The organism is Buchananella hordeovulneris (assembly GCF_001907235.1).
Lineage (GTDB): Bacteria > Actinomycetota > Actinomycetes > Actinomycetales > Actinomycetaceae > Buchananella > Buchananella hordeovulneris.
The window spans coordinates 33,272-48,128 of the sequence record NZ_MQVS01000010.1 but is presented as its reverse complement, the minus strand read 5'-3'; the positions used below and the strand labels follow the sequence as shown (position 1 = coordinate 48,128).

Below are 14,857 nucleotides of genomic sequence, written 5' to 3'. Positions count from 1 at the left end.
CGTGGCGCACAACGCTGGCCGTCGAAGGTAGGCGCTGGTTGTTAGGCCGTCAATGTTTGTTTCCAACGGAGCACGTCTGGTCACCATCATGCCCTTGTGGCACCACCATGCCCTTAGTGCACCATCATGCCCTTATTTCGGTGTTTTAAGGACATGACGGTGCCACAACGACATGACGGTGCAACAAGAGCATGATGGTGCCGCCACACAACGACATGACGGTGCCACAACGACATGACGGTGCCACAACGACATGACGGTGACACAACGACATGACGGTGCCGCCACACAACGACATGACGGTTACCCGGGAGGAGCGGTTACCACCGGGGCGTGGTGGTGACACAAGGGCATGACAGCCACTTTCGGGCAGTGCCAGCGTCTGCGCAAGGCACCACCGAGTGCCTACGCTGGGAACATGACTGCGGATCACAACGCGGCGCGCTGGGAGATATCCCCTGCCCGGGACGGTGAGTACGCCGAGATCGGCGAGCTGACCGTGCGGGCCTACCTGCCAAGCGGCATGCCTCTCACCGACCCCTATTACGCCGAGTTACGCGATGTGGCGGGCCGTGCCGAGACGAGCGTCGTGCTGGTGGCGCGCAGTGGGGGCCGTCCGGTGGGGACGGTCACGTGGTGTCCGCCAGGCTCGGCACTGACCGAAGTGGCGGCAGCCCAGGAGGCGGAGATCCGTATGCTCGCGGTCGATCCACGGTGGCAAGGGCAGGGGATCGGGCGTGCGTTGCTGGCGGCATGTGTGCAGCTGGCGGTGGAGGCCGATGCCAAGGCGTTGGTGTTATCGACGGCGCCGTGGATGGTGCGGGCGCACACCCTCTACCACCGGGCGGGGTTCTCTCGCCTGCCGCACCGGGACTGGTCGGTGCGTCCCGACATTCGGCTGGCCTGCTACGGCCTGACGCTGGTGGCGGGCGGTGCGTTAGCGGGGTCCGGAGGTGGACCTACGACACCTCCGGACCCCGCTAGCGACGCTCCCATCGATACCACGCGCGTCGATACAGAAGCAAATTGACACGCCGAAAACCGCGAGATTCCGCGGTTTGTGGCACGCGCAACATCTTGCAGAAACATGGAACGGCCGTTACAGGCAAGATTCGTTCAATTCATCGACAAAACCCCTTGTCGAGTCTCGGCGGCGCTGGTACGGTAGTTCCAATTCCAAGTGACAAAGCTCATATTGGCAAAGGCGCACGAGTGAGAGGAACACTATGAGGCCCCACGTCGGTTCGGAGATCGGACGGCTAGGTCAGGTCATAATCCACCGGCCAGGCAGGGAACTGCAACGGATTACCCCCTCCAACATGGGGGAGCTGCTCTTTGACGACCTGGTGTGGTTGGAGCGCGCGCAGAAGGAGCACGACGCCTTCGCTGCGGCGCTGGAGAAGTCGGGAGCGGAAGTGCTCTACTTCGAAAAACTGCTCGCTGAGGCCCTGGAGGTCGAAGGGGCGCGAGAGGTCATCTACCAGGACGGTTTCACCCCGTCCGCCTACGGGCCGGAGCTAGCTGAAGCGTTGCGCGGCTACGCCCAGTCCATCAGCAACGAGGAATTGGCCGAAGCGCTGATCGCCGGCATGACCAAGAAGGAGTTTCAGGACCTCGTTCCGGGAGTGCAGTCCAGCGTGCTGGAATACAAGGACGACTGCGACTTCGTGATCTCGCCTTTGCCGAACCACCTCTTCACCCGCGACACCTCCTGCTGGGTATACGGCACGGTGTCGGTGAACTCCATGCGTAAGCCTGCCCGGCAGCCGGAGACCATCAATGCCGAGGTCATCTACCGGTTCCACCCACGTTTCGCTGACATCGAGTCCATCGCCTGGAACCACGAGATGAACAGCGATATGGCCACCGTCGAGGGCGGGGACGTCCTGGTGATCGGCAACGGCGCGGTCTTGGTCGGCATTAGCGAGCGCACCAGCCCGCAGGGCATTGAGCGCCTGGCCGAGCGGCTGTTTGAAAAGGGTGAGGTCACCCAGGTGATCGGGCTGGAGATGAAGCAAGAGCGTGCGCAGATGCACCTCGACACCGTGATGACCATGGCCGACGAAGGCACGTTCGTGAAGTACGGCGAACTCGGCATGCTGGCCTCGCAAACCATCCGCCCCGGCACTGACGGCAAGCGGTTGCACGTCACGCACAACGACCCAGAAAAGATGCACGACGTCATCGCGGCGGCTCTCGGTTTGGACTCCCTGCGGATCCTGACCCCGCCGATTGACGCCCTGGCCGCCGAGCGCGAACAGTGGAACGACGGCTCTAACGTCTTGGCGGTTGCGCCCGGCACCGTCGTTGCCTACGAGCGCACCTTCGTCACTAACGACTACCTTACCGAGCAGGGCATCGAGGTAATCACCGTGCCGGGCGACGAGCTCGGTCGCGGTCGGGGTGGCCCGCGGTGCATGTCTTGTCCGACGCTGCGCGAATCCCTGTGAACTTTTGCCCCAACAATTCAGCCAGATTACTTAGAAAGGTGATCAACGATGACACACCCGCTCCACGGACGCCACTTCCTCAAGGAGATTGACTTCACTCCCGAGGAGTGGAAGGGCCTGCTCGACCTCGCCGCCGAGTTGAAGGCCGCCAAGAAGGAGGGGCGCGAAGAGCAGAAGCTCAAGGGTAAGAACATCGCCCTGATCTTCGAGAAGACCTCCACGCGTACCCGCTGCGCGTTCGAGGTTGCCGCCTACGACCAGGGCGCCCAGGTCACCTACCTCGACCCGTCCGGTTCGCAGATGGGGCACAAGGAATCGGTGGAAGACACCGCCCGCGTGCTCGGCCGTTTCTACGACGGCATCGAGTTCCGCGGCTCCAAGCAGGAGCACGTCGAAACCCTGGCCAAGCTGTCGGGGGTGCCGGTGTGGAACGGCCTGACCGATGACTGGCACCCGACGCAGATGCTCGCTGACCAGTTGACCATGCTGGAGGCCTCGGGCAAGAAGCCGGAAGAGATCTCCATCGCTTACGTCGGTGACGCCCGCAACAACGTCGGTAACTCGCTGCTCATCTCCTGCGCCATGATCGGCATGGACGTGCGGATGGTGGCGCCCGCCGAGCTGCAAAACGCCCCCGAGGTGGTCGCGAAGGCGGAAGAGCTGGCGGCGGCCTCCGGCGGCAAGGTGACGGTGACCGACGACGTCGAGCTCGGTGTCAAGGGCGCCGACTTCGTCTACACCGACATCTGGGTCTCGATGGGTGAGCCCGCCGAGGTCTGGGACGAGCGCATCAAGTTGCTGCGGCCGTTCCGGGTGGACGAGGAGCTGATGGCGAAGACCGGCAACCCGGACACCAAGTTCCTGCACTGCCTGCCCTCCTTCCACGACCGCAAGACGAAGGTAGGGGAGGAGATCTACGCCAAGACGGGGCTGGCCGACGGGTTGGAGGTTTCCGACGCGGTCTTCGAGTCCGACGCCTCCATCGTCTTCGACCAGGCCGAGAACCGCATGCACACCATCAAGGCGGTCATGGTCGCCACCCTGGGGAGCTGACAGATGCGAATCGTTGTTGCGCTCGGAGGCAACGCCCTGCTCAAGCGCGGGGAGAAGCCAGACGCCCTGAACCAGATCGAGAACGTCAAGCTGGCGGTCGGTCCACTCGCCGAGCTGGCCAAGGAGCACGAACTGGTGCTCACGCACGGCAACGGCCCGCAGGTCGGGGTTCTCGCCCTGGAATCCGCGGCGGACACGCGCCTGAGCCAGCCCTACCCGTTCGACACCCTCGGGGCCGAGACGCAGGGGATGATTGGCTACTGGCTGCTGCAAAACCTGCAAAACGCGTTGCCTGGCCGCCAGGTCACGGCGCTGATCAACCAGACCCTGGTCGACAAGGACGATCCGGCGTTCGCTAACCCCACTAAGTTCATCGGCGAGGTCTACGACCAAGAGCAGGCCGAGAAGATGGCCGCCGAGCGCGGCTGGGTGGTTAAGCCCGACGGCGAGTACTACCGGCGGGTGGTTGGCTCGCCCCAGCCGCAGGAGATCGTCGAGGCCGACGCCATCAAGGCGCTGCTGGAGATGGGAAGCGTTGTCATCTGCTCCGGCGGTGGCGGTATTCCCGTGGTGCGCGACGAGGACGGCAAGCTCGCAGGAGTGGAGGCCGTCATCGACAAGGACCTCACGGCGGCGCTGCTGGCGAAGACCCTCAAAGCTGACCTGCTGATCATCCTCACTGACGTCGACGGCGTCTACCTGGATTACGGCACTCCGGACGCCCGGCGACTGGAGAAGGCCACGCCCGAGGAGATGCGGGCGCAAGGTTTCGCGGCTGGCTCCATGGGCCCGAAGGTGGAGGCGGTGTGCCGATTCGTGGACGCCACTGGCGGCGAGGCCGTCATTGGCCGACTCGAAGACGCGGCCCGCATTGTGCGCGGGGAAGCCGGAACGCGGGTCACAGCTTAAAGGCGGGCGGCCCGGCTGCGTGCGAGCTGGCCGGGCCCCGCCCAGCTTTACAGAAAGGAGTCAACCGGCAGGTTATTGACTAATTAGTCCCACATTTTCCATTGACTACCAGATCTCAAAAAAGCTGCTCACGAAGGAGTGATTGAATTGGCGAAGATCGTCAACTCGTGGAATGATTTCGACCCCCTGAAGCGCGTCATCGTCGGCCGCGCTGACAACTCGGTGATCCCGCCGGAGGAGCCCGCCACCTCGGAAAAGGTGCCGATCGACTCTGAGATGCGCGGTATGTGGGGCCCCCGGCCGCTGGAGACCGTGGAGAAGGCCAACGCCCAGCTCGACTTCCTGGCCAAGACCCTGGAAGAGCACGGCGTCGTGGTTGACCGCCCGACCCCGCTGCAGTGGAACCAGCCGGTTATCACCCCGGACTTCCGCACCGACGCAATGATGACCTGCATGCCGCCCCGCGACATCCTGCTGACCATCGGTAACGAAATCATGGCTTCGGCCAACTCGTTCCGCTGCCGCTACTTCGAGTACCTGGCCTACTGGCCGCTGATGAAGCAGTACTTCGACGAGGACCCGGAGTTCAAGTGGACCCAGGCTCCCCGGCCGCGGCTGACGGACGCTTCCTACAAGCACAACTACTACGACGAGAAGATCTCGCTGGAGGAGCGCCTCGTGCGTACCGCCAACAAGGACTTCGTCACCACCGAGGTGGAGCCCATGTGGGACGCCGCCGACGTGCTGCGTCTCGGCAAGGACCTGTTCATTCAGCACGGTCTGACCACGAACCGCACCGCCATGGAGTGGTTCAAGCGCTACTACCCCGACCTGCGGATCCACGCCGTGAACTTCCCCGGCGACCCCTACCCGATCCACATCGACGCGACCTTCGTGCCGCTGCGGCCGGGCCTGATCATCAACAACCCGCACCGTCGTCTGCCCGAAGAGCAGCGCAAGATCTTCGAGGCGAACGACTGGCAGATCGTTGACGCCGCCATGCCGGCGCACGACACCCCGCCGCCGCTGTGCTACTCCTCGGTCTGGCTGTCCATGAACTGCCTGGTTCTGGACCACAAGACCGTCATCTGCGAGGCCTCCGAGGTCCACCAGATGGAGCAGATGGAGAAGCTCGGCATGAACGTTATCCCGGTGCCGTTCCGCGACGCTTACCCGTTCGGTGGGGCCCTGCACTGCGCGACCGCCGACGTCTACCGCGAAGGTGGCTGCGAGGACTACTTCAGCAACCAGGTCGAAGACCCGACGCTGGTCTGACAGTGATTGGCCCTGGGCGGGGCGTGAGCCCCGCCCAGGGCCTCTCTTAAACACAGAAGGTGAAGTGGGTGTCGGATGGATTCGCAAGGCAAGCTGAAGCTCAAGGGCTTCGCATTTATGTTCCTCTCCTCCAGCCTCATGGGTGGGATCGGAGCGTTCGCGCGCTTCATTGAAGCGCCGGGCATGTTTATTTCGTTCTGTCGAAGCTTCTCCGGCTTCATTGGGATGGTGCTGATCTTCGCGGTCCTTGGTCGCTTCAAGAAGCTCAAGGAGTTGAAGTTCAGTCCGATGATTCTCCTCAGCGGTGTGTTCCTCGGTCTGCTCTCCGGGCTCTACGTGATGTCCACGCAGATGACTACCCTGTCTAACGCCGCGTTCCTGATTTACACCGGTCCGATCTATTCGACGGTGCTCGCTACCATTTTCTTGAAGGAACCCTTCACGAAGGTGACGGCTTTGTCCCTCGTGGCGGTGTTCGTCGGATGTTTGCTGATCATCGGCATCATCAAATACACCAGCGCGGATGGTTTTGCTATCACTCTTGACCTGGACCCGAAGTATATGCAGGGCAACCTAGTTGCTTTGGCCTCCGGGGTCGCCTACGGCTTGTTCCTCTTCTTCAGTAGATACCGCACGGATGTCGATTCCGATGTGCGGTCGCTGTTCAACTTCCTGTTCGCCATCTGCACGATCGGCGCGATCCTCGTCTTCAGCCCACCGGACCTGAGTGGCATGACCACGCGCGGATGGATCGTGCTGGTGATCGCCGCCTGCGTGACCGGCTTCGGGGCGTTCTTCTTCCTGACGGTGGCCGCCAAGATCCTCTTGGCCGGGGAGTTGGCAACCATCTCCTACCAAGAGACCATCATGGCCACCCTGCTTGGCATCGCCCTGTTCTCCGAGCCAATTAGCCTCATGCAGTTGATCGGTGGTGGGTTGATCGTCGCCGGTGGGGTCTCGCAGATTGTCTTCTCGACGCATCAGCAGAAAAAGAGCCAGAAGACCGCGATCGAAGAAGGGGTGACTGCCGCCCACTGACTAGTGGGCGCCAGGAGGTGCGAAATGTCCGAAGTTAACATCATGCGCCTGAACGCCTTCGCCTACCGGGAACGGGTGGCAGACGGCAAGACCGTGCTGCTGGTGCCTGTCGGTTCGGTGGAGCAACACGGCCCGCACATGCCGCTCGGGGTGGACACCTATCTGTCGACCCTGGTGGCAGAACTGGTGGCGAAAGAAGTTGGGGCGCTGGTCGGCCCGACTATCACCATGGGGTATAAGTCCCAGCAACGCTCCGGCGGTGGTAATCACATCATTGGCAGCTTCGGCTTCGATGCTGCGCTAGTCATTGAAACCACCCGCACGCTGGTCAACGAACTGTTCCGGCACGGGGTGCGCGAGATTGCCTTCGTCAACGGCCACTACGAGAACTACCAGTTTGTCTACGAGGGTGTGGACTTGGCGCTGCGCGACATTACGCGCAGTGGTGTCACGCCCCCCAAGGTGGTCATCTTGTCCTACTGGGACTTCGTGTCCCCCGAAACGATTGAGCGGTTGTACCCCGACGGCTTCCCCGGCTGGGATGTGGAACACGGCGGTGTCATGGAGACCTCCTTGATGCTGCTGCATCTGCCAGATCTGGTCGACATGGAGGCGGTCATGGACCTGCCGCCCGCCGAGATTCCCCCCTACGACGTGCTGCCAGCCATCGCCGAGCGGACACCCGCCTCCGGGTGCCTGTCGTCGGCGGCGGCCGCCAGTGCCGAAAAGGGGCAAGTGCTAACGGAGTCGATCGTCCACGGGATGGTCGATGTGCTCAACGCAGAGTTCCCCCACTAGCTGGGCTCCGGCAGCCAAAAGTCCGACGTTCTAACGGGCAGCCACCTCAGGGCGTGTGAGGTGGCTAAGCGGAGGCGTCGGGGCCCCGGCGTAAGCCGGGGCCGGGCCCGTACGAGAAAAGAAATCTGGGTTAGAGGAGAAAGATCATGGCAGATGATCTAAGGGTCGATAAGCACGAGCAGCATGTGGTGCTGCGGCGTGCTGCCACGGCCAGCTTCATTGGAAATTTTATCGAATGGTTTGACTACGCCTCCTACGGCTACTTGGCATTGGTGATCGGGGACGTGTTCTTCCCCGCGAGTGACCCCACCACCAAGCTGCTGTCCACCTATGCGGTCTTTGCCATGTCCTTCCTGCTGCGGCCCGTCGGAGCCGTCGTGTGGGGCTGGTGGGGCGACAGGCTGGGCCGCCGGTGGGCGCTGGCGTGGTCGATCCTCATCATGTCCGGCTCGACGTTCCTCATCGGGCTGCTGCCGGGCTACGCCAGCATCGGCATCTGGGCGGCACTTGGGCTACTAGCGCTGCGCCTGATCCAAGGCTTCTCGGCCTCGGGCGAGTATGCCGGCGCCGGCACCTTCCTGGCCGAGTACGCTCCGGAGAAACACCGCGGGGCCTACACCTCGCTGGTGCCGGCCTCTACCGCCGCCGGATTGCTGGGTGGGTCGCTGCTGGTCTCGGCCCTGTTCGCCCTGCTCAGTGATGCCGACATGCACTCGTGGGGCTGGCGGATCCCCTTCCTGTTGGCCGGGCCGCTGGGCCTGATCGGCCGCTACATCCGGGTGCACTTGGAGGACTCGCCCGAGTTCCAGGAGATGCGGGAGGCGTCCGACAAGAAGATCGCGCAGCAGAAGTCTCCGCTGGTCAAGCTGGTGCGGGAGCACACGCGGGCGGTGTGTGTGGGCTTCGGGGTCGCCTGCCTGAACGCGGTGGCCTTCTACCTGCTGCTGAGCTACATGCCCGTTTACGTGCACGAGGAATTGAAGGTCAAGGAGAGCACGGCCACGCTCCTGACCACCATTACCCTGGCGATCTACATCATCTTCGTGCTTATCAGCGGCCGGATCTCTGATCGCTTCGGGCGGCGCACCATGTTGTTGTGGGCCTGCGGCGCCTTCACCTTGCTCTCGGTGCCGATCTTCTGGCTCATGGGGCAGGGCGGCATCGCCGTGATCCTGATCGGTCAGATCCTGTTCGCCATCATGCTGACAATCAACGACGGCACCCTGGCCACCTTCCTGGCCGAGAGCTTCCCCACGGAGGTGCGCTACTCCGGTTTCGCCCTGTCGTTCAACACCGCCAACGCGCTGCTTGGTGGCACGGCGCCGTTCATCGCGACCGCGCTTATCAAGTGGAGCGGCGAGTCGATCGCCCCCGCCTTCTACCTGGCCTTGGTAGCCCTGGTAGCTGGGCTGACGATGGAGTTCGCCGTTCCGCGGCACCAACGCTCATTCATGAAGTGAGCGGGGCGGCCCCTCAGGTTGGCGGGGCCCCGGCCCCGCCAACATAACCCGCGTTCCTTGCACTAACCCCAGATTGAAAGGACAACGATGTCTGCCAAACGTGACGTCAATGGTCACCTGATGAACACCAAGCTTGGTGCTATCGCCATGCTTTTGTCTGCCACAGGCATGGGCCTGGTGGGAACCCTGTCACGCATGACCACGCAGGATCTGAGTCCTGACGATAAATCGGTGATTGGCTCGTTCCTGGCCTTTGGGCGCATGACCACTGGCCTGGTGGGCTTCCTCATTATTGCCTTCATCATGAAGCGCCTGCACGACGTGGCCAAAGCCAAGGTGAGTTTTTCGGTCATCATGGGCGGCGTCTGCATCGGTTTGTCGCTGGGGTGCTACATCTCCTCGACGTTGATGACGACCATCGCTAACGCGGTGTTCCTCATCTACACCGGCCCCTTGTTCTGCACGATCCTGGCCCGGATTTTCCGGAAGGAACACATCTCCGCGCTGGCGGCCGTCTTCCTGGCCATGGTATTCGTCGGAATGCTCTTCACCATTGGGGTCATAGACTTCAAGGAAGGCAGCTTCACCTTCGGACTGAGCTTCGAGGCCTCCACCCCAGAGTTCCCGAAGAAGGCGCTCGGTGACTTGCTTGGTCTGCTGTCCGGGGTGTTTTACGGGCTGGCGATGTTCTTCTACGGCTACCGCAAGGACATGGATTCCGTGGTGCGGGGCGTGTGGAACTTCCTGTGGGCGGCCATTGCGGCCCTGGCCATGTCGCTGGTGCTCAAGCCGTGGCACGGCGTTTCTACCTTCACGCCGAAGCAGTGGGGCTGGGCGGCGACCCTGTTCCTGGTCTGTGGCCTATTTGCCCTGGGTTTCCTGGTCGTGGCCGGACGCAACCTCCCGGCCGTGGAATACTCCACGATTTCCTACTGGGAATGCCCCGTGGCTATTTTGTGTGGCCTAATTTTCTTCGGGGAAAAACTCACGGTTGTCGGCATGCTCGGTGGTGCGCTTATTATCATCGGTGGTTTGGCGCCTATCTTCCTGGATAGGAAGCACGAGCACGAACTGCCCGAACCTAGCGAACTCGAACCGGCGCGGGAAGAGGCGCGCGTCTAAGGTCGGAGCTGGAAATAGTAAGCGGTTGGTTCCCCACGGGAACCAACCGCTTACCTGGATTAGGCGTGGGGATTTTGGGGCTAGCGGTGGGGATTGGTGGCCTGTAGGAGGGAGGTGAGCAGCTCCCTGATGGTGGCGTGCACGTCCCGTCCTTCCGACAGTGCAGATACGGCCGCTCCGTCGACCACCCCGATCACGAGGTCAGCGCTGAGCGGCACCTCGCGGCAGTTCAGGATCCGGATGACCGCGGCGTTTAGGCGTGACCTGCCGGTGCGGTAGGCGCTGGAAACTAGGGTCGAGTTGCCGGAGGAAATGAGCTGACTGTAGTGAGCTTGCAGGTTCTCATCCTTCGGGATACACGCCTCTAAGAGCAGTTCGACTAGGGCGTCGTCGGGCAGGTAACCCGGCGCGGCCTCCGCCTGCTCGGCCACCCGCTCGGCCCGCGACGCCCACCGCGCCATGTTGGCCCTGCCGGCCTGGTGCAGGAGGTCGGCGATACCTTCGAAGTAGTAGGTGGTAGCGGATAACGAGCTGCGGGCTCGGCGGGCCACGGCTCGGTGAGTAACTGCCGCCGGGCCGCTTTCCCGTAAAATTGCGGCGGCGGCTTCAACGACAGCGCGTTTGCGTTCCGTGCCCTTCGTGGAAGCTGAATGAGTGTTCACGTTCACATCGTTTCGGCTCGGTAATACTGCGTATTAGCGGCGCTTCCCCGGGAACTTGCACTACCGACACCGAGGAGACGGGGCTAGAGGTGCTTGCGATAATCATTCTGCCACAAAAATACTGGGGTATTGCGGTTTAGGTGAGGGCGGTGTGCTATCGCACATGCCGACGGCAGATAAGCATTCCGGCGGTATCGGCAGGGGTGAGTCGTCACGTGTGACCGGGCCCGAGGAGCCCCCGACGGCGAGAGCAATCGCCCCGGGCTGAGTCGCCATGCACGACCGGGTCCAAGGGTACAGTAGTCGGGCTGTCAACGCGGGCGCGGGCAGCCGTAGGAGTTAGGTGGAGTGAGTATGGTCTTGTTAAAAGTTCTCTCTCGGTTTGGTCGGCCTCACTGGCCGCTCTTTGTCGGAGTGGTGGTGCTGCAAGCCATAGTTGCCCTGGTCACTCTCTACATCCCCACCTTGAACGCCGACATCATCAACAACGGCGTGGCCAAGGCGGACACCGCCTACATCTGGCGTACCGGGGCCTGGATGCTGGCCGTGGCCCTCGTGCAGATCGTCGCCGCCATCGTCGGTGCCTACCTCGGGTCGCGGGGGGCGATGGCCGTGGGGCGCGACATGCGCCGCGCCCTCTTCCACCAGGTCTCTGGCTTCTCGGCCCGCGAGGTCTCGCACTTCGGGCCCGGCTCCCTCATCACCCGCAACACCAACGACGTGCAGCAGGTGCAGATGTTGGTGCAGGTCTCGGTGACCATGCTGGTCCTCGCCCCGCTGCTGGCAATCGGGGGTGTGATCATGGCGGTGCGGCACGACGTCGGCCTGGCCTGGGTGCTGGCGGTGGCCATTCCCGTGCTGCTGGTCATTACGGGGCTCATCATCGGCCGCATGATCCCCGGTTTTCGGCTCTACCAGGACAAGCTCGATGGCCTGAACCGGGTGCTGCGCGAACAGCTGGGCGGCATCCGGGTGGTGCGCGCATTCGTGCGCGAGGAGGTGGAAAAGAAGCGTTTCGCCCAGGCTAACGACGACATGCTGGACATCGGCTGGCGGGTCGGCTCCCTGTTTGTCTTCCTTTTCCCGGCCGTCATGTTCGTCCTGGAAATCACCATCGTCGCCATCATCTGGTTCGGTGGGGCCCAGGTTGACAACGGCACCACGCAGGTCGGCACCCTGTTCGCCTTCATGGCCTACGCGATGCAGATCCTCATGGGGGTGGTGATGGGCAGCTTCCTGACGATCTTCATCTCGCGGGCCGTGGTGGCCGCCCGCCGCATCCACGAGGTGCTGGCCACCGACACGTCCTTGCACTACCCGGACTCGCCCGTCACGCAGCTGCCGACGCCGGGCCGCCTAGAGTTTCGCCAGGTCAGCTTCGGCTATCCCGGGGCCGAGAGCCCGGTGCTGCAGGACGTGTCCTTCACGGTGGAACCAGGCCAGACCCTCGCCATCGTCGGCTCCACCGGGGCCGGCAAGACCACCCTCACCAATCTCATTCCGCGGCTGGTCGACGTCACGGCTGGGCAGGTGCTGGTCGGGGGAGTCGACGTGCGGCAGCTAGCGCAGGAGACATTAGCGGGCCGAGTGGCGCTCGTCCCGCAGCGCCCCTACCTCTTCGGCGGGACGATCGCCAGCAACTTGCAGTTTGGACGTCCGCAGGCCAGCGAGGAAGACATGTGGGCGGCCCTGGAATGCGCCCAGGCCAAAGACTTCGTGGCCGCCAAAGAGGGCCAACTAGCGGCGCCCATTTCGCAGGGTGGCACCAATGTCTCGGGTGGCCAGCGGCAGCGACTGGCCATTGCCCGCGCCCTGGTGGCCCAGCCCGACATCCTCGTCTTCGACGATTCCTTCTCCGCGTTGGATGTGGCCACGGACGCCCGCCTGCGGGCCGCCCTGTGGTCGACGCTGCCAGACGTGACCAAGATCGTCGTTGCTCAACGGGTCTCCACGATTCAGGAAGCTGAACGCATCCTGGTGTTGGATGAGGGTCGCGTCGTCGGCCTGGGGAGCCACGCCGAGCTGTTGGCGTCGTGCGCCGTCTACCAAGAAATTATTGACTCCCAGCTCGGGGCGGAGGCCGCCTGATGACTAAAGACAACGCGCAGCTGACTGAAGACGAGCTGATCGAAAAGGGGCGGGAGAGCGGCGGCTTGGACTTTGCGCCGCCGGTTGGTAAAGCCGACAACTTCTGGCCGTCGTGCAAACGCATGCTGCGGCTGTTTGCCCCCTATAAGGCCATGGTGGCCGTGGCGTTCTTGTGCGCGCTGGTGGGGGTGGCGCTGGCGGTGTGGGCCCCGAAGGTGCTGGGGCGCGCCACCAACCTCGTCTTTGAGGGCTTCGTGTCCCGGTCGTTGCCGGCAGGCGTGAGCCAAGCCGACGTGGTGAACCAACTGCGAGCCGCCGGGCAGGAACAGGTGGCCAACATGGTGGCGGTGATGGAGCTGCGGCCCGGCCAGGGGGTCGACTTCGCGGCCCTGTGGCGGGTAATACTGCTGGTGGCCGGCATCTACCTGGTCTCGGCGCTGCTGATGTGGGCGCAGGGCTACCTGCTGAACGTGGCCGTGGTGCGCGCCATGCACCGTTTGCGGCGACGGGTGGAGGACAAGATCCATCGCCTGCCGCTGTCGTACTTCGACAAGACCTCCCGCGGGGACCTGTTGTCGCGCGTGACCAACGACGTCGACAATCTCACCAACATGCTGCAACAGCAGTTGTCCGGCGCCCTGTCGCAGGTGCTGACGGTCCTGGGCGTGCTGCTCATGATGTTCACGATCTCCTGGAAGCTGGCGTTGGTGGCGCTCATCGGCCTGCCGCTCATGGGCGTCATGTTCGGGGTGATCGGGCCGCGTTCCCAGGCGGCGTTCAAGACGCAATGGAAGCAAACAGGGCTGCTGAATGCGCGGGTCGAGGAATCCTTCTCCGGGCACACGCTGGTGCGAGCATTCGGGCGAGGGAAGGACCAGCAGGCCGCGTTCGACGCCGAGAACGACGAACTCTTTCGGGCCTCCTTCAAGGCGCAGTTCTATTCGGGCGTCTTCATGCCGGTGATGACCTTCGTTGGTTCCCTCACCTACGTGGCCATCGCCGTGCTCGGGGGGCTGCTGGTGGCGGGCGGCAACCTGCGACTGGGCGACATTCAAGCCTTCATCCAATACTCCCAGCAGTTCAGCCAACCGCTCGGGCAGCTGGGGGCGATGGCGGCGGCCGTGCAGTCGGGGGTGGCCTCGGCGGAGCGGGTTTTCGCGCTGTTGGATGCGGAGGAAGAGAGCCCCGACGCCGCCGACGCTCCCGCGCCCGCTGCCGGGGACGGCACTATCGCCTTCGAGAACGTCCGGTTCTCCTACAACCCGGACACCGAACTCATCCGTGACCTGTCATTCCGGGTGGCGCCGGGACAGACCGTGGCCATCGTCGGCCCCACCGGGGCGGGCAAGACCACGCTGGTGAACCTGGTGATGCGGTTCTACGAACTCGATGGCGGGCAAATTACCCTGAACGGCCAACGCATCGCGGACCTGCGGCGCGCCGACGTGCGGGGGCGCACCGGCATGGTGCTGCAAGACCCGTGGCTCTTCCAGGGCACCATCAAGGAGAACATTCGTTACGGGCGGCACACGGCCACCGACGCCGAGGTGTTGGCCGCGGCGCAGGCGGCTTTCGTCGACCACTTCGTACACACGCTGCCCGACGGCTACGACACGGTGCTGGAGGAGGATGCGGCCAACGTTTCGGCGGGCCAACGGCAGCTCATCACCATTGCCCGGGCCTTCGTCGCCGACCCGGCGGTGCTGATCCTGGACGAGGCCACCAGCTCGGTCGACACCCGCACTGAGCTGCTGGTGCAGCAGGCAATGGCAGCGCTGCGGCAGGGGCGCACGAGCTTCGTGATCGCCCACCGTCTGTCCACCATCCGCGACGCCGACCTCATTTTGGTTATGGAGCACGGCGACATTGTCGAGCAGGGTACGCACACTGAGCTGCTGGCGGCCGGGGGCGCTTACGCCCGCCTGCACGCCGCCCAGTTCGCGGGGGCGGTCATCGATCCGGACGACGAGACCCAGCTCGGCTGAAGGGGCTAATGGCCAAA

General features: G+C 63.5%; 12 protein-coding genes. 11 read left to right on the top strand and 1 reads right to left on the bottom strand.

The features are described from left to right. Positions 1–418: 418 nt before the first annotated feature. From BSZ40_RS09245 to BSZ40_RS09205, 9 genes are all read left to right on the top strand, one after another. Positions 419–1,030, top strand: a complete 612-nt coding sequence (locus BSZ40_RS09245; RefSeq protein WP_073825593.1) for a GNAT family N-acetyltransferase — start codon at positions 419–421, stop codon at positions 1,028–1,030. A 196-nt stretch (positions 1,031–1,226) separates the two neighbouring features. Continuing rightward, entirely contained in the window at positions 1,227–2,450 is a 1,224-nt protein-coding gene (locus tag BSZ40_RS09240; protein ID WP_073825591.1) for an arginine deiminase, read from the top strand. Positions 2,451–2,498: 48 nt separating this feature from the next. Next, a complete protein-coding gene (argF, locus tag BSZ40_RS09235; protein WP_073825588.1) occupies positions 2,499–3,503 on the top strand; it encodes an ornithine carbamoyltransferase in 1,005 nt (334 codons plus the stop codon). Positions 3,504–3,506: 3 nt separating this feature from the next. Beyond that, positions 3,507–4,412 (top strand): carbamate kinase, encoded by a 906-nt coding sequence (gene arcC, locus BSZ40_RS09230; RefSeq protein WP_073825587.1) that lies wholly within the window; start codon positions 3,507–3,509, stop codon positions 4,410–4,412. A gap of 147 nt (positions 4,413–4,559) precedes the next feature. Further along, on the top strand, positions 4,560–5,687 hold the full coding sequence (locus BSZ40_RS09225) for a serine/threonine protein kinase (RefSeq protein ID WP_073825584.1): 1,128 nt from the start codon (positions 4,560–4,562) through the stop codon (positions 5,685–5,687). Between the two features lie 75 nt (positions 5,688–5,762). Next, on the top strand, positions 5,763–6,725 hold the full coding sequence (locus BSZ40_RS09220) for a DMT family transporter (RefSeq protein ID WP_073825582.1): 963 nt from the start codon (positions 5,763–5,765) through the stop codon (positions 6,723–6,725). Between the two features lie 24 nt (positions 6,726–6,749). Further along, the gene (locus BSZ40_RS09215) at positions 6,750–7,523 is read left to right on the top strand and encodes a creatininase (protein ID WP_073825579.1); all 774 of its coding nucleotides are present in this window, start codon (positions 6,750–6,752) and stop codon (positions 7,521–7,523) included. 146 nt (positions 7,524–7,669) lie between these two features. Next, the gene (locus tag BSZ40_RS09210) at positions 7,670–8,983 is read left to right on the top strand and encodes an MFS transporter (protein WP_073825577.1); all 1,314 of its coding nucleotides are present in this window, start codon (positions 7,670–7,672) and stop codon (positions 8,981–8,983) included. An 87-nt stretch (positions 8,984–9,070) separates the two neighbouring features. After that, positions 9,071–10,105 carry a DMT family transporter gene (locus BSZ40_RS09205; RefSeq protein WP_245793991.1) on the top strand — a complete coding sequence of 345 codons (1,035 nt, stop codon included), beginning with the start codon at positions 9,071–9,073 and terminating at the stop codon, positions 10,103–10,105. 80 nt (positions 10,106–10,185) lie between these two features. Here BSZ40_RS09205 and BSZ40_RS09200 read toward each other — a convergent pair whose 3' ends face one another. Continuing rightward, entirely contained in the window at positions 10,186–10,767 is a 582-nt protein-coding gene (locus BSZ40_RS09200; protein ID WP_245793989.1) for a TetR/AcrR family transcriptional regulator, read from the bottom strand. Positions 10,768–11,121: 354 nt separating this feature from the next. Here BSZ40_RS09200 and BSZ40_RS09195 point away from each other — a divergent pair, with 354 nt between their 5' ends. Next, positions 11,122–12,855: an ABC transporter ATP-binding protein gene (locus BSZ40_RS09195; protein WP_073825573.1), complete on the top strand. Its 1,734-nt coding sequence runs from the start codon at positions 11,122–11,124 to the stop codon at positions 12,853–12,855. After that, positions 12,855–14,840 (top strand): ABC transporter ATP-binding protein, encoded by a 1,986-nt coding sequence (locus BSZ40_RS09190; protein WP_073825570.1) that lies wholly within the window; start codon positions 12,855–12,857, stop codon positions 14,838–14,840. Before BSZ40_RS09195 ends, BSZ40_RS09190 begins: the two co-directional genes overlap by 1 nt. The last annotated feature ends 17 nt before the right edge of the window (positions 14,841–14,857 follow it).